Here is a 22,711-nt window from a genome sequence, read left to right on the forward strand (position 1 = left end):
AACTTCGTCAGTCCCTTCGAATCAAGGGTATAATTAGAGATGAGGTGATCACCGTGGAAAGTCCAGATCAAGATCGCATACTGCCCAAATCTATAGATGAAAAATACTGGCACGCCATCATCCACAACGATAGTTCCTATGATGGAACGTTCTTTTACGGTGTGCAAACAACGGGTATCTTTTGCCGACCTTCCTGTAAGTCCAGAGCACCCAAAGCTGAAAATGTGCTGATATTTCAACATGTTGAAGAAGCGTTGGCACGAAAGTTCAGACCCTGCAAACGTTGTAAACCTACAGGCGAGCGGGTACCTGATCAGGAGTGGATATACGGGATCACGGATTACATCGAACATCATTACGCCGAACCTCTAACCTTGGATGTCCTTGCCACTGTAAGTCATGGCAGTCCTTATCATCTGCATCGTGTGTTCAAGCGGATTACAGGCCGCACACCGGTTCAATATATTCAGGATAAACGAATTACCGAAGCCCGGAAGTTGCTTGAACATACCGGACTTACCGTCACCGATATTGGCCGCCATGTCGGTATACCTAACTCAGCTTATTTCATTACTGTATTTCGCAAACACACAGGTCTCACACCTGCACACTACCGCGAAAGGCATGAGAACTTATGAAGACAAATCTTACTTACAAAGTACCCAAAACGTTACTCAACAAGGGGACAGGCTTCCTTAATGGCTATACACATACGCTGAATCCTTACACAGGCTGCGCCTTTGGTTGTTCCTATTGTTATGTCAGACAGATGCCTGTCTCCCTATTTCGCAAAGAGGATTGGGGAAGCTGGGTAGATGTGAAACAGGAGGCTTCCCGAGTGTTCGCCAAAGAGTTGCAGCGTGCCCAGACCAAAGGGAAAGTCACTCTGTTCATGTCATCCAGTACCGACCCGTATCAACCCGCCGAATACAAGGAGTGTATCACGCGTTCATTACTTGAAACGATGGTACAGTATCCGCCCGATTTTGTATTAGTCCAAACCCGCAGTCCACTCGTTACCCGGGATATAGATCTGCTACAGCAGTTAGGTGACCGGGTTCGGGTCAGCATGACGGTAGAGACGGATCTGGACGATATGCGCAAGCATTTCAGTCCTTCCGCTCCCCCAATTGCAGGCCGATTACGTGCACTGGAACAGTTGCGGGATGCCGGAATACCCACGCAGGTTGCGATTGCTCCCGTATTACCCAGCAGTGAACAATTTGCAGCCATCATGAGACCTCTGGTTCAGCGTGTATGCATTGACGATTATTTCATGGGTGATGGCAGCGAGGGCCAGCGAACCCGGCGACTCGGCATGGAGTCGCTTTATCAAGAAGTGGGGATGGAGCATTGGTATCATCCAGATGCGTATCAGACTGTTGTACAGCGAATGAAAGACTATTTTGCCGAGGATGAGATCTGGATCAGTCAGGCGGGATTTGAGCCATAAATGGCTATATAAGTTGGACTAAAGAATATTTACACTGGACACTCCAATGACAGAACAACATTCCGATCGCTGTTATTCCCAGATTTTTTTGATTTAATAAAAAACAGCCCCTTTCCTTGTTCGAAGGAAAAGGGGCTGTTTATCATGATATAAGTCATAATGGCTATCTTATTTATCCAATGTATACAATGGCAGATCCACCGGCAATGCAGCCGGGCGCTGACATGAACTTTTCATCTGGTAGAACGTCTGTTCATCTGATGAATCGTGGAATGCCCACATGGCCTCAAGTACGTGGTATGCCAGTTCCCCACTCGCACGGTGTGCACGTCCACTATGTGCTGCATAGGCCATATCTGCCACACCGATGCCGCGTGTATTTTCCTGATATCCTGGGAGGAGCGGAACTTCCGTCCATTCATGTTCACCCAGCAAGCGATAACGAACCGGACCACCAAAGGTGTTGGGGTCAGGTACCTGCAATGTACCGTGCGTGCCATATATCTCAATCGGTGGCAATGCACTTCCGCCAAATACGTCAAAACTTGTAATCAGTGTGCCAATGGCTCCCTGTTCAAACTGTAACAGACCGGTAACGTGAGTTGGAATTTCGACGGGAACCGTCTGACCTCTCTTTTTCTCACTCGTAATCGTCCGTTCTTCCATGGCTTTACCCGTCATGCCTGCAATTGACTTGATCGGGCCCATTAGTTGGACCAATGCGGTGAGGTAGTACGGACCCATGTCAAACATTGGCCCACCGCCTGACGCGTAATAAAACTCCGGATCTGGGTGCCAGTGCTCATGACCACGACTCATCATAAATGCGGTCGCCGCCACCGGCTTGCCGATTACCCCTTCCTCCACCAATTGAAGTGAAGTCTGGATGCCTGAACCAAAGAACGTTTCTGGTGCACAACCCACGAGCAATCCTTTACGCTTCGCTGTTTCGAGCACGGCCTGCCCTTCTTCACGGGTAACCGCGAGCGGTTTTTCTACATAAACATGTTTGCCAGATTCAAGCGCCCGCAAGCATACATTCGCATGAACGGAAGGAATCGTCAGGTTGATGATCAGCTCAATCTCGGGATCAGCCAAGATTTCGTCGACGCTGTATACGTTAGGCACGTTATAGGCTGCTGCCTGCTCCTCGGCACGTTTCCGGTCGAGATCCGCAACAGCAACAAGTTCCAGCACCTCGAACCGGTTACAGTTTTCCATATAAATACCGCTGATTTTACCGCAGCCAATAATGCCTACTTTCATTGTTTTCATACCTGGGGCTCCCTTCGCCGTGGATCAGAAATGGTTTATCCATTGAGGATGAATGGTTAACACTGAAGTTACGTTTGCAATCCAACTACAATCTCATTAGTTCTGGTTGTCCGCCATACCTGTGTACACTTCGGTTGCTGAACTTACTCGACTCTTGGCAAGTTCTTTGCCTGCTGCTGTCCATTTGAACCCACTGCGCATCATTTCAGTCACGGGTTTCATGTCTACAATGTCTGCATGATGTCCCAGGGAGTTGTAGAATACCCGTCCTGCGCCCCAGCGTTTCGTCCAGACAACAGGCATATCTACGGGCCCATTCGCTGCATGCGGACCAGTTACCACTGGGAAACGAGTTGTTGCCAGCACTTCCACTGCCGGGTCTACGTGCAGGTAGTACTGTTCACTTTTCACCTGAAAATCTTCAATATGATCCAATAACGGGCTAGAGCCACGCTTCATGTTCACCATATACTCCACACCATCGTTACCTGGATGGGCAACCCATTGTCCACCCGTCATAAACTGCCAGTCTACGTTATTTCGGAAGGCATCACACATCCCGCCATGAAGACCAGCCAAGCCCACACCGCTCTGAACAGCCGCTGATACGTTATTGACGAGTTCTTGCTCAATCTGTCCCATTGTCCACAACGGCACGATCAGATCCAGACCTAGCAGCTTCTCTGCATCCGCATAAGACTCCAACGTATTCGAGACTTCAACCTCAAACTGCTCTTCCTTCAAAATACGCTCAAATATCGCTGCTACCTGCTCCGGTTCATGTCCATCCCAGCCGCCCCATACAATCAGTGCTTTACTCATCGTTTATTCACTCGCTTTCGCCTAGTTTTATGTGTTCAACCTTATTTCTGACGTCACTGTCTTGCTTGCTCACATCTCTTCAAGCGTCACCCAGCGCCGTTCTGTTACCGAACGTTCTACTGCTTCCAGTACAGCCTGACACGCGACCCCATCGTGGAAACTCGGTGATGGTTGGCGTCCTTCAGAGATCGCTGTCACCAGCTCCAGCATTTCATGGGTGAACGTGTGCTCAAATCCAATCGTATGTCCAGCAGGCCACCAGGCTTCAGCATATTTATGTGCCGGATCGGTCGCCAGTACACGGCGGAATCCCTGTACGTCCTCTTCATCCTTTGTGAAATACACTTCCAGTTCGTTCATCCGCTCAAAATCAAATCGTACACTGCCGAGACTGCCGTTAATCTCAAACGAGTTCGTACTGCGATGCCCCGCTGCAAAACGTGTAGCCTCGAAGCTGCCCAGCGCCCCTCCTGCGAATCGTGCCAGGAACAACGTAGCGTCGTCAACGGTCACTTCTCCTTTCGGTGCATCCGCATTCGAACTGCCCTTTGCACTCAGACCGGTCATCTCAGCTGCAAGCGGTCGTTCTTTGATGAAGGTTTCGCTCATGCCGATGACTTCCTGGAATTCACCAACGAGGAAACGAGCCAGGTCGATTAAGTGTGCACCCAGATCCCCGTGGGAACCGGAGCCAGCCACTTCTTTTTGCAAACGCCATACCAGCGGGAACGAAGGATCCATGATCCAGTCCTGCAAGAAAAAAGCACGGAAATGATAGATTTTACCCAGTCGTCCGCTCTCCACCAGATCCTTCGCTAATTGCACCGCTGGTGAGAAACGGTAGTTGAACCCGACCATATGTGCGACTCCAGCATCCTCAGCTGCCTGAAGCATCTCACGCGAATCCGCAAGCGACAGGGCCAGAGGCTTCTCACAAAACAGATGTTTGCCCTGACGAGCTGCTTCCAACGCAATTTCCTTATGGGCATCACTTGGTGCGTTAATATCAATCAGATCGATATCATCCCGCTTCACCAGTTCACGCCAATCCGTTACACTTTCGGACCAACCGAACTGATTCGCTGCCTGTTGCACTCCCTGCTCGTTACGTCCACAGATCACAGACATCTCAGGTTGCAACGGAGCAGACGGGAAAAACATCGGCAGACTGCGATAGGCATTACTGTGGGCCTTCCCCATAAACTTGTATCCAACCATTCCGACACGAAGACGATTTGACATGATCATTTCCTCCTTTGGAATAATAAAAAGTCTTTCAATATGTGTACCAATAAACTATTGACGGATAGAAGAAGCACGGATAATCAGTTCGGTAGGCAACAACGCTCTCGCAGATTTGGGTACCGCTACAACAGAGTTATTCGCTTCATGTGTATCACCCACAGACCCATGCATAAGCTTCGATACTGCAAGTTCACCCATCTCAAAAAATGGAACCCTGACGCTGCTCAGCGGCGGAACCGCCATCTCGGCGGCATCGGAGTCGTCATAACCCACAAATGCCGGAAAATCCGCAGGCCCTATTCCCCGCTCACGTAAACCATGCATGACACCAATGGCCATCCGGTCATTGGCCGCAAATACAGCATCAATCTCATGTAGGCGATCTGCTACAATCGCTGCCGCCTCAATACCACTTCTTCTACTATAATTCCCTTTAAGCAATAGACTCGGGTCCAGCTCCATACGTGCTTCTTGCAGGCCAAGACAAACGCCTTCCATTCGCTCCTGGCTGTTGGAATAGCTGTCTGGACCATTGAGAAAAGCGATTTTGCGATACCCCTGATCCGTAAGATGACGTATGGCAAGTCTGCTTCCTTCCACATGATCCGCATCCACTTCCGTGAACGATTGGCCCTCAAAATGCTGATTCATGACACAGAATGGGTGTCCTTCCTGATGAAGTTGCTGCATGGCCGCCAGTTCTTCATGATCATCTCTGGCACCAAGGATAATGCAGGCGTCCACTTTCTGACGCCGGAACAGATCCGTATAATTCATCACTTCACCGGGTGTTCGGAACATAACCAACAGGTCCATGCTATTGTCTCTGGCTTTGCTTCCAATCCCACTCAGCATTTCCGAGAAGAAATACGCCGAGAACAGATGCGCCTTCGGAACATAAGGTAATACCACGCCAAGGTTTCCGCTTTTACTTCTGGCAAAACTGCGAGCAAGCGCGCTGGGCACATAGCCTAACTGTTCGGAAGCTTCAAGAACCTTGCGGCGTGTCTCTTCTTTAATAGGACCTACCCCATTAAGCACCCGGGAGACCGTCGCCTCGGAAACACCCGCAAGATCAGCCACTTCTTTACGAGATGCCATGAATTTCACCCCCTTCTAGCTCACCTATTAATGATGTAATAATTAAAAATCGATATTTATGTACGCGCGTACATTTTCTCATGCCATGTAACCGTTGTCAATGCTTTTAACACAAAAAAATAATGAGGGTTTGGGTTAATCCAAGCCCTCATTATTATCTTGCCAGAGATGGTACTTTCATTAACTTCATGCTCTGTAATCTTAGGGGTTCAAGTTACTTATCAACCTTAAATACAACGTTTTCAGTTGATCCTGTTTGTTCAATTATGGGGAGTGCAGCTCACAACGTCGTTGTAACGCCAAGATCAACGGAGGATTGACTAAACTCAGCTTGCTCCATCGTTTTCGCATGACTCGGAATGCGATCCGAGGGTTCTGGCGTGGATTGGAGCTGTCTTACTTTGTGCAACACTTCTTTGTTCGGCAGGAAGTGTTGGGAACGAATAAACCGAATTGTTTTGGTTTTGGCACGCATAACTATCGAATCCGTCTCGGCACGATCATCCGCAAGATATCGTACCCCTCCCAAGATCTCACCTGGCGTCACACCCGTTGCGGCAAAAATGACATCCTCCGTGCCGATCATATCCTGCATCGTTAACACTTTGTAGGGATTATCGATCCCCATCTGCAAGCAACGCTGGAATTCGTCTGCGTTGGCAGGCATCAGACGACCTTGGATCTCACCCCCAAGGCAAGATAGCGCTGCGGCAGCCAGCACACCTTCTGGTGCTCCTCCAGATCCGACATACAGATCAATGCCCGCCTCCGGGAAGGCCGGTGCCATCGCACCCGCAACATCACCGTCACTGAGAAACTTGATCCGTACGCCAACCTTGCGTAGCGTCTTGATGGTACTCTCGTGTCGCACACGATCCAGAATCATCACAGTGAGGTCCGAGATGTTTTTGTTCAATGCGGCAGCGGCTTTCTCCAGTGTGACTTCAACCGGGTCTTCAATGCTGACCTTGCCTACAAGCGCAGGCCCTACCGCCAGTTTCTCCATATACATGTCCGGTGCGTGGAGCAGGTTACCTTTTCCCGCCACTGCAATAACCGATAGAGCGTTGTTTAGTCCTTTGGCCACGATTTCTGTACCTTCGAGCGGGTCTACAGCCACGTCAACCTCAGGGCCCTCAGCGTTGCCTACTTCCTCGCCGATGTACAACATGGGTGCTTCATCCATTTCTCCTTCACCGATTACCACCGTGCCGCGAATGGACACGGAATCGAACATGGCGCGCATGGCCAAAGTAGCCGCTTCATCTGCACTGTTCTTGTCGCCTCGTCCCATCCAGGGTGCTGAAGCTAACGCAGCCAATTCTGTTACTCTGACAATTTCCAACGCCAGTTCGCGTTCCATTTTTCCCACTTCCTTTCCAATTTCCAAAAGCATAACGTGAAAGCGGTACTAAATCCATCGCAAATCCATATGAAATTGATCTATAATCGGCGTAGTAGCGCCTTTTTAACGATTTATACCTTATTTATCCAATTAATATATTGATCGATTTCGCTCCTTTTTTCGGCTGGTTTTAAGAGTCCAATCCACCTGATTTCTCACTTGAAATATTAATTTTAATTTCCATTTTCCGCTCTAAAACTAAATAATTCAACATGGTGAATTAACAAGCCTGATTAATGCGCAAAAAGTTCTTTTAACATGAGGTATATACAACTTATTTACTGATTATTAAGAACGTAACGCTATCTAACAAAATACGAACGAAAACGATTTTTGGCTGACTGTCCAAACGTAGAAATAAACTAATAAATTGTAATAATGACTTTGAGATCAGCCTATTACCTTCACGATTATTGAGCAAAATATTCCTGTTAATTATGTATTAATCAGGCCTTTAACTTTTGCTAAAGCCATAGATGCAGCTTATGAAGGTCATCGAAAATAATAAGTTTACATAATATTTATTATGTATTAAACTTCGTCAATTTCTTCATTTTATTATTCAACGGTTCTGGCAAAACATAAAAAAGCTCAAAAGAATTCTGCTCAATAGCATTTTTCTCTCAAGCTTTTCCCTCGATGATCCCGTTACAGTATCGTTTTGGTCATTATAAAATCAATCTGTTCCTCATCTCCCATGTAAAAAGCATGAGCTCCTGTCTGTACAAACCCCATCTTTTCATAAAATGCGATGGCATTTTCATTTTTCTCCCACACGCCTAACCAAATATTCGTTTTGTGTTGTTCTGTTGCCATCTCTATGGCTTTATGGAGCAGTACCTTACCCAGGCCATGTTTTTGGAACTCTTTTTTGATGTACACCCGCTCGATCTCAAAGGATTCCAAGCCCATCTTCTCAGACTGAGCATCATTGATATTCACTTTCATGTACCCTGCCACTTTATGGTTGACATAAATAAAAAGAAATTGTGAATCCGCAATGGATAGTTCCGTTTCTAATTGATCCCGATTAAACGCCTTTTCCAGATAAGCTTTCATATTTTCGGGTGAGTTTTGCGCTTTAAACGTTTCATTAAACGTCTCATAACTAATCTCCTGCAGTTCACATACATGTTCAATGGTACATATCTCTATACGAATCGTCATCTATATTCACATTCCTTTAACAATTTAATCGTTTGTTGCAAATGCAATAAAAAAGGGTTACATTAAATCTAGCTCAATTTTGTTGTATTTGCAACATAATATCAAAAAAGAGGTTGAATGAATTTGAAATATGTACTTTTTGTCGCAGGTATTCTAATCTTAACACTTGGCATTTCCCTTACCATCCAATCTGAACTGGGTACCTCACCGTTTGATGCACTTCTGGTAGGGCTGTCCCATCATGTAGGGCTAAGTGTAGGAAGCTGGGAGGTCATCATTGCTTTCCTATTAATTGGATGTAATTCGCTTTTGAAGCAGCAAAAACCCGAGTTTTTGGGACTCGTCACCGCATTCATTACTGGTGTCGGGATTGATATCTGGCTTTATGTATCTGATTCCTTGATCACACCCGAAGTTTGGTACAGCAAATTAATGACTTTTGTCATTGGTTTAGTGATCATAAGTATTGGCACGGCAATTTATTTACAGACCAATTTTGCACCCATTCCGATTGACCGCTTAACATTAATCTTGCATGAAATCACTCGAACTCCCTTATTTGTATCGAGAACATTGATTTACTTTGTATTTTTGATCCTGGCGTTTCTGCTCGGTGGTCCGATCGGGCTTGGAACATTGCTAACCGTATGTTGTGCAGGTCTGCTCCTTCAGTTCATCATGGGGCATACGAAAAAGATAATAGATCGCATATTAACAGACAAGGATACATCCACACATACTACACGTGAAAAAGAACATTCCGTCTAACGGGGTACACCGTCTACACAATAAAAGGCTGGATCTGAGGTTCAACCCCTGATCCAGCCCATGAAAACGTGCTTCTTCCTTACGGCTCAATTCCCCATACCAACTGACCATTCACATACCCGGTAACCTTATCATGGTTTGCGAACTGACTACCGGATGCCTTGAACGAGTAATCGTCAGTCTGAGTATAATTCGTCCAATTGTTCTTGGAGAAGCGAGCTTGAAGCTCAGCGCTCTGTCCTGCATTCAGCGTTCCCGCGGCACTTGTAAAGCCCACTTCAAGATAATGATCGGCTCCGGCAACTGGAGTCGCCAGTTTAACGAAATTGCTCGTTACATTCGCACTGCCCATACTGGACCAGTCAGACCAGAAATTCTGAGCTTCTTCCCCGTCGATCGTATAGTAATAACGGAGTTTTACATCACTCAACGAGATGGTCGAATTACCAGCGTTGACCAATTTGAATTTGGGTGAGATTCCGTTGGTGGATGCACTTGTATTACCGTTAAAAGCTTGAATCGTCAAATCCCCTGCTGGCACAGTAACCGTGCTATCTACTACGTTCACCGTAAGCACAGCGTTATTTCCTCCATTGAAGTGAAAGGTCAACACGTTCTGACCCAAAGGCAGCGTAGCGAGGTAGGATTTGTTCAAAACAACAGCAGAGCTGGACGCTGTATAATTCTGACCTGATACAAGCGTAGCATTCCCCTTCGTGATGCTTGTAAGCTGACGTCCGTTTAAGGTGAGAGATACGGTAACATCCTGCGCTGGATTCGTCGCTTTATCAAATGTTGCATTCACAGGAGAAATCGAAGCATTCGTACTTGGTGTTGAATCCACAATTTTGACTTTTAACACAGGGTCCTGACCTTGATTAAAATCCAGAACAATTGAATGTTCGCCAACTGGCAGAGTTGCCAGGTAAGCTTTTTTCAGCAGCAATGTGTTTCCGTTCAAGGTATAGTCCGTCGTTGCGGTCAACGCATTGTTGCCTGCCCGAAGAGCAGTCAGCGTATTTCCGTTCGCATTTACCGTTACGGCTTTGTCGCTTTGATTGGGTGTATATTTGTCAAATTCGACATTTACAGGTGTGATGGATGCACTGGGGTTGGGATTGTTAACCTTTAGATTCGGCAGTTCATCCAACGTAATGACATAATCGCTTTGATAAAGCGTTTTCAAAGTTGCTGGGTAATTAAAAGCAGAACTCATCAGATGCTCGCCATACCAAGGGCAGAAGTACAGCCATCCTGATTTCTCCTCTGTCAGATTTTTCACGCTTGGAATCGTGTCGTTTTCCGTCATCGCAACCATTTTCGTACCATCTGTCAATTCAACAAGCTTATAGAAAATCGAGGTAATCGCATCCTCATTCGGTACGCCGGACAAACCGTCATAACGGTTGTAGATCGTATTGTATTTATCATATCCGACAAGATCTACCTGATCATCGCCCGGATACCAGGCAGGAGAAGTACTGTATACGTAGCTGTTGTAAGTCCAAATCAAATTATGCAAGCCATATGTTTCGGTCAGTTCGGTATATAGCAGATCCCATAGCTCTTTGTACACTTCAGCGCCTGCCGAAGCCCACCAGAACCATGCGCCTTCCCCGTTCAGCCCGCCGTTGCCTTCTGCTTCATGATACGGACGGAACAGCACCGGCACATCGTTATCTTGCAAAATCAGCAATTGCTCTGCCAGATCCTCGATGGTCATCATCACATATTGATACTCTTTCGTACCGGGAATTACCGCATTGGCTGTATTAAAATTCGTTTCTGTTGGCTTGTAGGTAGCTTCTTTCCAATCGACGAAATCCCCGAGCTCATACGTATTGAAATTACGAGGCACATTGATATGCCAAGAAGCTGTTGCAATGCCTTCACGGTTATTCACCCAATCAATCATGCGATCGGTTGTACCGTCCTCCCAACCATACAACGGATTATAGTTCATCAAGTCAAAACCACGGATAGCCGGATACTTTCCGGTAAGATCATGAATCCACTCGAATTCAAGCTCTGTATCTCCGTCATTTCCTCCTCCATAGATCTCTTGCTGACCTGAGATGATGTTGTTTCCGTATACCTCTGTTAAATAATTCATCAAAATTTGAGTTTCCGGTGTAGCTGCTGGATCAGTCAGAACTGGCTGCACATTCAGGGGATCCAGATCAGCATAATCCACTGTGAACGTGTCAAAATAAGCGAAGCCCCAACCCGCCTTTAGCTCGATGGTGTTGGCACCCTGATTCAGCTTATGGAAGCCAAAATCAAAGTCCGACCACGTTGTCGTGTAAGGCAGCATGTACGCCCCTTTCGTAACACCATTTACGATTAAATTTTGTGACCTGCCATCTGCACTGAGCTCCTGCATATATCGTGTGGAGATCGCGTACATGCCGGTTTCCGGGACAGTTACTGTGAAGGTTAATGTGCCAGAGTTCTGCATCCAGACAAATCCGGCCCCTGAGAATCCGGGCTTGGGCTGCCCATAGATTGAAGTAACTACTTGAAGATCCGGGGTGAGCTGCGCATCTTCGCTTTCGATGGTGAACAATGGTGTGTCTGCATGAACGGGCGCTGTCATTAATCCAAGCAGTAGGACCAATGCCAGCATCATTGCGGTTGCCTTTTTGAGCAAATTTTTCATCAATTCCATCTTCCTTCCCAAGTGAAATATGATAATGAAATGTCAATGAACCCATTCATGATGACGCTTTCATTTTAAACATAGCATGCGCATCAATTTTTGTAAATATATGGTTTATTTAAATGTTTAAACTTCTTTTGTACCAGTACTTTGAACATTATATCTCCTTTCTCTCTTCCGACTTGATAATTGACGAAAACGGTTCATAATCCAATCAATTTAGCGTATGAAACTTCATCTCACATTAGATGTGTACTTTAAAGAAAAACTGATAAACAACAAAAAAAAAGCATTCCTATTCGGATGCTTTTTCACGTATGTTTCTTCAATTGTCCTTGCTTATATCTTCAGCCTAGATCCCGCCTCAACTTACGGTTTCCTCGGCAGACGTTTCTTTTACCACACAGCGTTCCCCTGCCTTGCGTACCGCCCGAATAATGCCACCGTAGCCGGTACAACGACACAGATTCCCGCACAATCCCGTTTCAATCTGTTCTTGAGAAGGCTCAGGATGTGCATCCAGTAATGCCTTGGTTGAGATCACCATGCCCGGAGTGCAATAGCCGCACTGAAAGCCACCTTCCTCCACAAAAGCCTGTTGAATCGGATGCAAAGTGCCTTTCTCCTCGCCGTGCAGACCTTCAATCGTCATAATGTCACTGCCTTCACATTGATAAGCCATGACAAGACAGGAGTTCACGGGTTCTCCATCCATCAGAACCATACATGCGCCGCAGCGACCAACTTCGCAGGATACTTTGGTACCCGTTAGTTGCAAATGAGTCCGAAGCACATCGACAAGTCGGGTCGTTTGCGCGATCTCCAGATGTTTCTGTTCGCCATTCACAACGGCTGTCCAGTGATTCTCAAGTGGTTTACTCATGATGGACTCACTCCTTCTTGCAAAGGTACATTTAAAGGTCTGGCCAGTTGTTCCCTCGGTACAGGAAGACGGTTAACCCATACGCCTGTCGCCTGATGAATTGCGGCTGTAATGGCCGGCGCAAGCGCAACGGAGCCTATCTCACCGATCCCCCTAGGGCCAAATGCATCACCTTCGGGTAAGTCTTCAATAGCCTCAACCTCCAGATTGGTATGAATATCCTGAATGGTTGGGATCAGATACGTGTCGAGGTTCGTGGTTACATAACGGCTGTCCTGCATGACCGCATCCTCCGTTAACGTGAATCCAAGTGCCATGACACTCCCGCCTTCAATCTGTCCGATATAACCCATCGGGTTGATAACCGGGCCTGCCGCTACAACATGGCGCGTATCAAGAAGCTTGGTTTCTCCGGTCAAAGTATTTACTTCCACCTCTGCCGCAACCGCCGCATACGTATACAAATAATGCCCGCCTACCACGTTGTCTGGCGTAGTTGGGTAATCAAACTTTGTATCAAAAATCCATTCATCGGCTTCGCCCTGCGTCGCGAGTTCGGCATACGAGATCACTAAGCCTGATGAAACTCCCTGTTTCGCCAGGTATTGAGATGCACCTAAATAACTACTTTCAGCAGTTTGATCACTTTCAGTCCCTCCAGCAACGATATCAGCCACTTCAGTTCTTTCAGCCTTCTCGCTCTTTCCTGTTCTTTGCACATCTGTTTCTACTTCTGAACTTTCGGCAGGAAGCTGGCCTTTGCGCCATATACCACCAGGTCCTGTTAACAGTTCATCTGCCGGAACGCCTGACATTTCAGACGCGACAGCGAGAACACGGGAACGAAATGGAGTCTGCAAGCGTTGAAGAGCCATCCATGCCATCGTTGTTGAACGTGAAGCTGTACTTGATCCGCTGTGGGGCACACGATCCGTATCGCCGATGATAATACTGAGATCCGATGTACTGCATTGGAACAGATCACATAACATAATTTCCAGCGTTGCAATGAGCCCCTGACCAAATTCCTCGTAGCTGAACGCCACCTCAATCTTGCCTTCGTTGTTCAGGGACAGGCGGCCTCCTGCAGGATCTGGAATGCCATAACCCAGCCCTGCACCATGCATGGCGATGGCTGCTCCGACTCCGCGTTTGATCCACGGCGGCAGAGCAGGATCTGCCGGGGGACTCTGATGTTTTTGCCACAGTTCGGAGCGATCCAATGCCTCCCACACTTGGGACAGTCCATCCGTAACCAGAATGCGTTGATTCAGTGGTCCAGGATCATTCTTTTCCCTCATATTACGTCTGCGGAACTCCCAAGGGTCCATGTTCATGATTGCTGCAAGTCGATCCATCTGGCCTTCCATGGCAAAAATCGCCTGATTCCCGCCAAATCCGCGAAACTCACCTGACAGCCCGTTATTCGTATATACAGATACGCCTTCCACATCCACATTTGGAATAGCGTACGGTCCAAGGCAATGCTCGGTACAGAAGTTCAGTACGGGTGCACCAAGTGTGGCGTACGCTCCGGTATCTGCTGTTATACGGACACGATGCGCTTGGATGATGCCTTCTCGACTCATGCCGGTCTGCATTTCAATCTTCATTGGGTGACGTTTCAGTCCTGCACGCACGGATTCTTTACGAGAATTATGCATTTTCACAGGACGTCCGCATCTCAAGGCCAGTAGTGCACCATAGGGCTGTACGTTTAGTTCATCTTTTCCGCCAAACGAACCACCAATCGGTGAAGACACCACCCGGATATCTTCTTCAGGACAGCCAATAATGCGTGCAAGCTGCATCCGGTCTTTATAGCCATGTTGCGTTGCCGCGTATACATTCAGCCTTCCCTCTTCATCCGGGACAAACAGGCCACCTTCTGTCTCCATGTACGCATGCATCTGACGAGGCGTATAATACGTCTCTGTCACGATATGATCACACGTGGCAAAGGCTTGCTCAACATCTCCGCGTTTAATCTCCGTCCGATGCAGCACATTACCTGGACCATGCTCATGCAGCTCTGGTGCGCCGGGAGCCAATGCAGCGTCTGTACTATTCAGCGGAGTGAGTTCCTCATACTCTACACGGATCGCATCCAGTGCAAGCGCCGCACGTTCCGGGGAATCCGCAGCAACCGCTGCAATGGCGTCCCCAACATAACGAACAATATCCTCGCAGAACACAGGCTGATCCGGGGTCGCTATGCCAAAACGATTCAGACCAGGCACATCTTTGGAGGTCAAAACCGCATAGACACCTTCCAACGCCTCAGCTTCCGAAGTATCTATAGACAATAGACGAGCATAAGGATATTCGCTTCGCAATACTCTGCCATGGATCATGTCAGGTAACGTCATATCCGTCAGATATTGAAGTTGGCCTGTAACTTTGGGTGCCCCATCTGGCCGCAGGTGCCAGCGTTTCCCGCTCTGTTTCCGATTCAGCAGCATGATGCCTCTCCTCCTTTCCTTGATCGAAGTCTTCTATTCGTGAAGTGCTTCCCATAGCCCGGCACCAAGCATGTTGCCTGCGGTCTGTTTGCGATAATGTTCCGTTGCAAATACATCGCCATACGTCGTAAATTCGTCAGTCACAGCAGCTGCAAGAGTTGCTGCTTGCATGACAGTAGCTTCGCTACCAAGAAGCTGTTGTTCCGACTTCAGAAGTCGCATCGCCATGCCTGAGCCTCCACCAGCCGCAATCGCAATCTTGGTCCAGCGGTTATCCAAATCAATCTCACCGTATAACGCAACCGTCACCAGCGAAGCACTGAACGTCTCCCGTCGACCCAGCTTGCGGTAAAAGGAAACTTCTCGTGCAGCAGGTCTGTGCTCACTGTCCACATCAAACATAGATGACGGTCTCATCGGGATATGAATCGAGATTAATACGTCCCCTGGATTACGGCTGCCATCCCGTCCACCCTGAAGCCAGGAAGACACACTGCGGATCTCAATGCCGCTGTCTGTCAACCAGTGCAGCTCCGCATCATATACAAGCAAAGCAGGCAGCGTATCCCCTACTCCGGACACAATGTTCCCGCCAATGGTTGCCACATTACGAATGGAAGGGGCCGCAATTGCATTCACCGCTTCTTGCAGGATCGGCAGATGATGCAGCAACGCTTGTGCAGCACATTCCTTTAATCGGGTCATTGCGCCAATGACCATCTCATCTCCACGAATAGATATACCGCTCATTCCAGGAATACAACCCAGACTAATCATGTGTTCAGGCGCTGGAACCAAGCCACCCTCCCACTGGGTTCGTAGCAATGTTCCACCTGCCGTGAAACAACATATTCCTTTGAGTCTACTCCTTAACGTTTGCAGTTCTTGCAGGTTCTCAGGTTGCCATACCGATGGCATGGCTCCAGAACCGTATGCCGGTGTTACCATCGCTGCATCCCCTTTCTCTCTCTCTTCCTTGGGCAGGAAATTTAACCGTCTGATCCAAATAATTCTTCAAATCATATGAGAGTTCAGCAGTAACGTCAATTACCTTTACATCGTTTTGGATAAATGTATAAAACCTGCGTTTTATTTGTGCTTGATGCATCATGATCTATCAAAAGCTAACATGAAGTCTTTTTCACCATACGTGAAAAGAAGACAAATAGGCCAACCAGACTGCCTGGCTGACCTGATCATGTCATTAAATTAAACATAATTATTCATCTTCTCCTGTTCATGAGTCTGTCTGCTGTGATTCATATACATGACTCAGAATGCGTTCCAATTCCGGTTCTGTATCCGCATCCCAGAAACTAGTCTCAGACAGTGGTACATGTACACCTGAATAGTTAGCGCTGCGCATAATCTTACGTGCCCCCTCATCTCCATGCAAGGATAACAGAGGGCCGAACATATGGGAGCGAAAAGCAACGGGCGGCTTGCCTCCCTCACCGTCGGTAGCTGCGACATAGTCACTTAGCTTGTGGATAGCCAGTGCTGTGGTCACCTGATTAATATCCTGTGCTTGTAATAAAGGCTGATCGCCCAGTAACATGAGAATGCCCTCCGGTTTGTACTCCATGGCCGACAATACGCCAGAATGAAGAGAATTGGCCATACCGCAGGCATAGTCAGCACAGACCACAATTCGAAGTCTTGCTGTGGGATGATAGGCATACGTGGCAGAATCAAACCATTTTACAGGTAGCCATGCCAGCGAATCTTCCGGTTTGACCACACAGACCACTTGATCTAGCTCCGAATTCAGCGCAGCTTCCAGTGACCATGCAGCCAGTGACCTCCCGTCTGGCATGACAACCGAGAGTTTATCCCGACCAAGGCGACGACTCTTACCTGCTGCCAGAACTATGCCCGTCATTCGCATGTGCAACGCTCCCCTTCTGCACCTCAGAACTCAAGGAAGAAACCTTATGTTTACATGCGATCAATTCCGCTGCAATGCTGATGGCAATCTGTTCGGGACCGTCTGCTCCGATGCTCAAACCAACGGGAGAATGCACATATTTCAACGGTGGTAAGCCATCCAGCAGACGGGCTGTTCGTGTTTTGGAACCCATGATGCCAAGATACGCGTACTCACAGTCCACTACCATCTCCAACAGTTCACGTTCGCGGGGAAAATTGTGACTCATTAAAATCAAATAATCTCCGTTGTTTACGTTTAACAGAGGCATAATCTCACGTGGGAAACCAAGTACAAGTTCAGCTTCAGGGAACCTTTCCGAGGTGCATAAGGACTCTCGCCAATCGGCTACAACTACTCGGAATCCTGCGGATTGGGCGAGTCTGGCAACAGGAATAACATCATTCCCGGCTCCGATGATAATCAGGCGAGGTTTAGGCGTGTACAGCGAAGTAAGTTGCTGCGGAAGCTCCCAGGGATTCGTTGAAATCCCGTCATTTGTAGGTATTTCAGCATCAGTATCAGAGAAATGTTGTGAATCACCGGATAGATGGGAAGAGTGAAATTCGTTTGACGTAGCAGTTACCATTTCAGGCACAAGCGTAAGGCGAGGTATGTCGGGAGAATATTGTTTTGATGCCGTATGTTCATGCTTGATATTACCACTGCTGTGTTGTACATCAACCTGCAATGAAGCTGGATTATTGTTCGTCACGCGATCATGAGGTGGGACGAGCGAAGGACGCAAGATTGGCTGGCGCCAGGGACCTGTTGGTTCAATCCGTCTCCAGCCATATCGAACCCTTGTGTAACCATCTTGGAACGTTCGGGTTAACGCTGTTGCAGCGCCGGATTGAAAACACTCTTGCATCTTCTGCAACGTATATCGGAGTTCACCACACACGGGTTCAAGCAACACAACAACGAGTCCGCCGCAGCCAATCGTCTCACCCCAAGACAGATCATCCTCGGGACGCATGTCGTATTCCGCGAATTCCATCTGGTTTGTATCCAGCACATGGCTCACCCGGGCCTGAAGATCACTCTCCAGACATCCCGGACTGATACTGCCAACCATTTTGCCATCCTCAGTCAACAGCATAGAGACTCCCTGCTTACGGTAAGCATGACCCTCTACCTTAATCGCTGTTGCGAGCACGCAGCGCGTTTCACGGGCTGCAATTGCACACAGATCATGCATTTCCATAGCGGTCCCCATCCTTTCTGGAATTGCATAAACTTCCTTCGATCAGATACGTTTCATCAATCTCGCAATACTCTTATCCGACTCACGCAGCACAATGCCACGATCAATCGTCTGAATCTTACGATTCTTGAGTACAATGCTACCATCGATAATAACGGTATCCACACAGCTACGTGTTGCGGAATACACTACGCGGGAATAGACATCCGTCTCATAGGAAGGGTATGTGTGGAAATCATCCAGATCCAGCAGCAGCATATCTGCCTTTTTGCCCACTTCGAGACTGCCAATTTCCTTCGACAAGCCAAGCACTTCTGCTCCGCCCATGGTAGCCATGCGTAATACGGTCCGAGCATCCATCACCGTTGGACCATGAGGAATCTTCTGCATCAGGGCCGTCAGGCGCATCTCCTGAAACATATCCAGATTATTGTTGCATGCGGCACCATCTGCCCCAATCCCAACCGCGATCTGCCGATTCAGTAGATCCGGAATATCTGCTACCCCGGAGGAAAGTTTCATATTTGATCCAGGACAGTGAGTGACTTTGACACCACGTTTGCGGATGATCTCCTTCTCTTCCTCACTCAGCCATACACAGTGTGCCAGTACCAATCTGGGGGTCGCCAGACCGATATGATCGAGGTATACGATGTTACGCATTCCGCGTTCGTGTTCTACCAGTTCAATCTCTCCGCGATTCTCGGAGGCATGGGTGTGGACTTTGACATGATATTTATTCGACAGGTCGCGCACCTCTACCAGCAATTCTTCGGTACACGATACAACGAAGCGTGGACAGAAAGCATATTGAATGCGACCTCCGCCAAACCCGTTCCATTTCTCCAGCAGATCCACACTCTGTTGCAGCGAAGTTGTTGTATCCTCACGCAGGGGTTCCGGAACCTCGTCCCCATGATCCATCATCACTTTGCCCGAGATGACCCGGATGCCGCTCTGTGCCATCGCCTGAAATGCGGAGTCTGTGTGATGTACCGTCTCCATATCCAGAATGGTCGTGGTTCCGCTGGAGATCAATTCGCCGAGTCCAAGCATTGCCGAATAATACACGGACTCCTCATCATGCGCTGCTTCCAGCGGCCAGATTCGTTGACGGAGCCAATCCATCAGTTCCAGATCGTCCGCACGTCCACGGAACAAGGTCTGACACAGATGAATATGAGTCTGGATGAAACCTGGCAACAGCACTTTACCACGAGCATCAATGACCTGGTCAGCCTGAACGTCAATGTGAGCTGCAATCTCCTTAATTTTGTTATCCTCGATTAACAGATCTCCAATGAACACTTCCTCTTCTGCATTCATCGTCACAAGCTGTGCGCCTTTCAGCAGGATCGTTCCCATGCCAATCTCCCCTATCTGTGTCTGTCTATATATTACAACTCATACATATTTACACTTGTACTCCGATGACAGACCAATCTTCCGATCGCTGTTATCGTGTAAATATCTAGTTGAACTTATAAATGTCCAATGTAGCTGTTACCACCCAATAGCCATACCATCACCTCTAGGGTCTGCTGCGCCACTAATCATGCCGTCCTCACGAATGACAATGCCTTGCGACTGTCCCATAATACCGTCCCACGGCGCTCTCGCTTCAACGTTATGTCCCCACTGGGCAAGGGTTGCACATACGTCATCATGATATCGGTTCTCCACACGCATCGTATCGCCTTCTTCACCCCAGGTACGTCCGTACACCCAACGCGGCAGGCTGATCGCTTCCTGGATGTTGAGCCCGTAATCAAGCACTCCGGTAAGCACCGATAATTGTGTCTGCGGCTGCCCTTCTCCCCCCTGTGTACCCACGAGCATATAAGGTTTGCCATCTCGTGTAACAAGGCCCGGCATGAGGGTGTGGAATGAGCGTTTGTTGGGTTCCAGAACATTGGCATCCCTCGGATCTAAGGAGAAAAAAGATCCCCGGTTCTGCATGATAACTCCCGTATCCCCTGGTACATACGCTGCACCGAAGTCAAAATACAGGCTTTGAATGAAGGAAACGGCATTGCCTTCGCTATCGACAACCGCTGCATACGCGGTATCCTGACCTATCGTTTTGGACAAAAACGGTTGTGCCACAGGTGGAGCAGACTGAATCTCATTCCACAATTGGTCTCCGTAACTCTTGGACAACAGAAGATCCAGCGGAATGTCCCTGAAATCCGGGTCCGTCAGATAACGATCACGATCCCGAAACGCCTTTTTCACCACTTCCGCCATCAGATGATAGAATTCCGGTGAGGTCCGTGCTACAGAGGACAGATCCGTATGCTCCAGCATATTTAACATCATCAGCATCGAGAATCCCTGCGAGTTGGGCGGCATCTGATGAACTTCATAGCCACGATACTCTGTGCTAACGGGTTTCACCCACTCGCCCCGATGGCCTGCAAAGTCTGCTGGGGCAAGCATGCCCCCATCCTCACGAATAGCCGAAGTCAGACGATCCGCGAGTTCTCCTGTATAAAAAGTATCTCTCCCTTCCGTCTGAATCAGACGAATGGAGGCAGCAAGATCAGGCTGGATCAGCAGCTCGCCTTCCTGCAAAAGTGTACCCGAAGGGGCAAATACCGCTCGCAGCGGTGTATGCCCCATAATAAAATCTTCATCTCTTTCCATCCACAGGCGGAGATTTCGGGATACAGGGCATCCTTTTTCCGCATACTGCGCGGCAGGTTCAAGCAATTGCTCCCACGGTAACTTTCCGTACCGGGACCAGACTTCCCACCAGGCATCCACCATTCCCGGAACCGTGATGGCACTAAGCACACCGCGCTGAGGAATGGCATTCATACCCATCGCTTTGAACGTATCGGCATGAATGCCTGCGGCTGATCGCCCACTTCCGTTATAGGCGGTAATCTCACCGCTCGTTCCATCATGAATCAGGAAGAAGGCATCCCCGCCAAGTCCGGTCATATGTGGATATACCACACCCAGTGCTGCACTGACCGCAACAGCAGCATCGTAAGCATTCCCGCCTTGCTGAAGGATGGAGCTACCTACTGCACTCGCCAGGTAATGAGGAGTGGTGACCATGACCTCTCTGGAGATTGGCATTTGGTTTAACATAAGGCGCCCTCCTTCCCTGCATACACATCCATCGCTGCCTGCACCGCTTCACCGGCTGGTAATACGTGACGATGACGGAGAAGAACAGCTTCCAGCGCTCCCAGCACATGAAGTACGTTCTTGCGTTGGCAGCTGAATCCCATTGTACCGATCCGCCAGATCTGCCCTCTCAACGGTCCAAATGAACTGGCTATCTCAATGCTGAAATCGTTCAGCAACATGCTGCGCACCGACTCACCATCGATCCCCTCCGGAATCGTGATACAAGTAACCACCGGAAGTTTACTGGACATATCCCCATACAACTGTAGTCCCATTCCTTGAATTCCAGCAACCAACGCACGTTCATTCACCAGATGTCTCTGGAACCTTGCCTCCAATCCTTCTTGCAGCAGAATACGTAATCCTTCGTGAAGACCGTAGAGCATGGAGGTAGCTTCTGTATGGTGGTTCAACCGTGCTGAACTCCAGTAATCCTGCAATTGGCTCAGGTCAAAATAATTGCTGGCAATCGTGCGGCCTTCTGCCCTCGCACTGGTTGCATCTCGCAGTCCGCGTTCAACTGTTTTGCGGCTCATCAGTTTCTGCTCCACTCGACTGTTGTATGTGAGAGGTGCCATCCCTGAAGGAACAGACAGGCATTTCTGCGTACCACCCATTACCGCATCCAGATGCCACGCATCCGTCTCCACCGGAGTCCCACCAATGGTAGCCACAGCATCTACAACGAGTAAAATATCAAGATCGCGACAGGCTTTGCCAATCTCGGCAAGGGGTTGCATCTGTCCGGTGGAAGTCTCACCATGAACCATCGCAACCAGACTTGGTTTATGGGTATGAATCGCCTTGATCACTTCTTCTGGATCAAATACCGTTCCCCATTCCGTTTCAAAAAAGACAACCTCGGCACCACAGCGTTCCGAGATTTCAACCAGCAGATGTCCGAATCGCCCATAGATCGGGACGAGAACTTTGTCACCGGGCTGAATTAGGCTGACCAACACAGCTTCTATCCCTGAACGGGATGTACCATCAACTGGATAACACCACTCGTTATCTGTCATATACAGCTCTCGCAGCATCGCCATTGTCTCGTTCATCAAGGATGTGAACTCCGGGTCAAACTGCCCCAGGATCGGAAAGGATAATGCTCTTAGCACACGCGGATCAACCTCAACGGGGCCCGGGGTCATAATGGTCCGCAAGGACGGAGATAACTCTTTATAGTTGGACATCTG

General features: G+C 48.4%; 18 protein-coding genes. 3 read left to right on the forward strand and 15 right to left on the reverse strand.

What is annotated here, in order from left to right; all coding sequences use genetic code 11:
* Positions 1 to 53 precede the first annotated feature (53 nt).
* Both MHI55_RS17725 and MHI55_RS17730 read left to right on the forward strand, forming a co-directional pair.
* On the forward strand, positions 54 to 638 hold the full coding sequence (locus MHI55_RS17725) for a bifunctional transcriptional activator/DNA repair enzyme AdaA (RefSeq protein WP_340386513.1): 585 nt from the start codon (positions 54 to 56) through the stop codon (positions 636 to 638).
* A complete protein-coding gene (locus MHI55_RS17730; RefSeq protein WP_340386515.1) occupies positions 635 to 1,453 on the forward strand; it encodes a radical SAM protein in 819 nt (272 codons plus the stop codon). Before MHI55_RS17725 ends, MHI55_RS17730 begins: the two co-directional genes overlap by 4 nt.
* A 168-nt stretch (positions 1,454 to 1,621) precedes the next feature.
* Here the strand turns inward: MHI55_RS17730 and MHI55_RS17735 are convergent, their stop codons facing one another.
* From MHI55_RS17735 to MHI55_RS17760, 6 genes are all read right to left on the reverse strand, one after another.
* Positions 1,622 to 2,728, reverse strand: a complete 1,107-nt coding sequence (locus MHI55_RS17735; RefSeq protein WP_036613782.1) for a Gfo/Idh/MocA family oxidoreductase — start codon at positions 2,726 to 2,728, stop codon at positions 1,622 to 1,624.
* Between the two features lie 96 nt (positions 2,729 to 2,824).
* On the reverse strand, positions 2,825 to 3,550 hold the full coding sequence (locus tag MHI55_RS17740; protein WP_036613781.1) for a ThuA domain-containing protein: 726 nt from the start codon (positions 3,548 to 3,550) through the stop codon (positions 2,825 to 2,827).
* A 69-nt stretch (positions 3,551 to 3,619) separates the two neighbouring features.
* Positions 3,620 to 4,792 (reverse strand): Gfo/Idh/MocA family oxidoreductase, encoded by a 1,173-nt coding sequence (locus MHI55_RS17745; protein WP_340386517.1) that lies wholly within the window; start codon positions 4,790 to 4,792, stop codon positions 3,620 to 3,622.
* 54 nt (positions 4,793 to 4,846) lie between these two features.
* Entirely contained in the window at positions 4,847 to 5,896 is a 1,050-nt protein-coding gene (locus MHI55_RS17750; protein WP_127549118.1) for a LacI family DNA-binding transcriptional regulator, read from the reverse strand.
* A gap of 280 nt (positions 5,897 to 6,176) precedes the next feature.
* Positions 6,177 to 7,259 (reverse strand): class II fructose-bisphosphatase, encoded by a 1,083-nt coding sequence (glpX, locus tag MHI55_RS17755; protein ID WP_036613775.1) that lies wholly within the window; start codon positions 7,257 to 7,259, stop codon positions 6,177 to 6,179.
* A gap of 690 nt (positions 7,260 to 7,949) precedes the next feature.
* Positions 7,950 to 8,468, reverse strand: coding sequence for a GNAT family N-acetyltransferase (locus MHI55_RS17760; RefSeq protein ID WP_340386519.1), 519 nt, complete (start codon positions 8,466 to 8,468; stop codon positions 7,950 to 7,952).
* Between the two features lie 123 nt (positions 8,469 to 8,591).
* Between MHI55_RS17760 and MHI55_RS17765 the strand changes: the two genes are divergently transcribed.
* Positions 8,592 to 9,236: a YitT family protein gene (locus MHI55_RS17765; RefSeq protein ID WP_340390615.1), complete on the forward strand. Its 645-nt coding sequence runs from the start codon at positions 8,592 to 8,594 to the stop codon at positions 9,234 to 9,236.
* 79 nt (positions 9,237 to 9,315) lie between these two features.
* Here MHI55_RS17765 and MHI55_RS17770 read toward each other — a convergent pair whose 3' ends face one another.
* The 9 genes from MHI55_RS17770 to MHI55_RS17810 all read right to left on the reverse strand — a co-directional run bounded on the left by MHI55_RS17770 (position 9,316) and on the right by MHI55_RS17810 (position 22,708).
* Entirely contained in the window at positions 9,316 to 11,895 is a 2,580-nt protein-coding gene (locus MHI55_RS17770) for a X2-like carbohydrate binding domain-containing protein (protein ID WP_340386521.1), read from the reverse strand.
* A gap of 364 nt (positions 11,896 to 12,259) precedes the next feature.
* Complete coding sequence (locus tag MHI55_RS17775) at positions 12,260 to 12,778, reverse strand: (2Fe-2S)-binding protein (protein WP_036673756.1); 519 nt, start codon at positions 12,776 to 12,778, stop codon at positions 12,260 to 12,262.
* Positions 12,775 to 15,240: a molybdopterin cofactor-binding domain-containing protein gene (locus MHI55_RS17780; protein ID WP_340386524.1), complete on the reverse strand. Its 2,466-nt coding sequence runs from the start codon at positions 15,238 to 15,240 to the stop codon at positions 12,775 to 12,777. Before MHI55_RS17780 ends, MHI55_RS17775 begins: the two co-directional genes overlap by 4 nt.
* Before the next feature lie 33 nt (positions 15,241 to 15,273).
* Positions 15,274 to 16,188: an FAD binding domain-containing protein gene (locus tag MHI55_RS17785; RefSeq protein ID WP_340386526.1), complete on the reverse strand. Its 915-nt coding sequence runs from the start codon at positions 16,186 to 16,188 to the stop codon at positions 15,274 to 15,276.
* 289 nt (positions 16,189 to 16,477) lie between these two features.
* Positions 16,478 to 17,128, reverse strand: coding sequence for a nucleotidyltransferase family protein (locus MHI55_RS17790; protein WP_339186933.1), 651 nt, complete (start codon positions 17,126 to 17,128; stop codon positions 16,478 to 16,480).
* Positions 17,094 to 18,374, reverse strand: a complete 1,281-nt coding sequence (locus MHI55_RS17795) for an XdhC family protein (RefSeq protein WP_339186932.1) — start codon at positions 18,372 to 18,374, stop codon at positions 17,094 to 17,096. Before MHI55_RS17795 ends, MHI55_RS17790 begins: the two co-directional genes overlap by 35 nt.
* 42 nt (positions 18,375 to 18,416) lie before the next feature.
* On the reverse strand, positions 18,417 to 19,739 hold the full coding sequence (locus MHI55_RS17800) for a 5'-deoxyadenosine deaminase (protein ID WP_339186931.1): 1,323 nt from the start codon (positions 19,737 to 19,739) through the stop codon (positions 18,417 to 18,419).
* A 138-nt stretch (positions 19,740 to 19,877) separates the two neighbouring features.
* Positions 19,878 to 21,473 (reverse strand): gamma-glutamyltransferase, encoded by a 1,596-nt coding sequence (ggt, locus tag MHI55_RS17805; protein ID WP_339186930.1) that lies wholly within the window; start codon positions 21,471 to 21,473, stop codon positions 19,878 to 19,880.
* Positions 21,467 to 22,708, reverse strand: a complete 1,242-nt coding sequence (locus MHI55_RS17810; RefSeq protein WP_339186929.1) for an alanine--glyoxylate aminotransferase family protein — start codon at positions 22,706 to 22,708, stop codon at positions 21,467 to 21,469. Before MHI55_RS17810 ends, ggt begins: the two co-directional genes overlap by 7 nt.
* Positions 22,709 to 22,711: the final 3 nt, after the last annotated feature.

Source organism: Paenibacillus sp. FSL E2-0151 (assembly GCF_037993015.1).
Classification (GTDB): Bacteria; Bacillota; Bacilli; order Paenibacillales; family Paenibacillaceae; genus Paenibacillus; species Paenibacillus amylolyticus.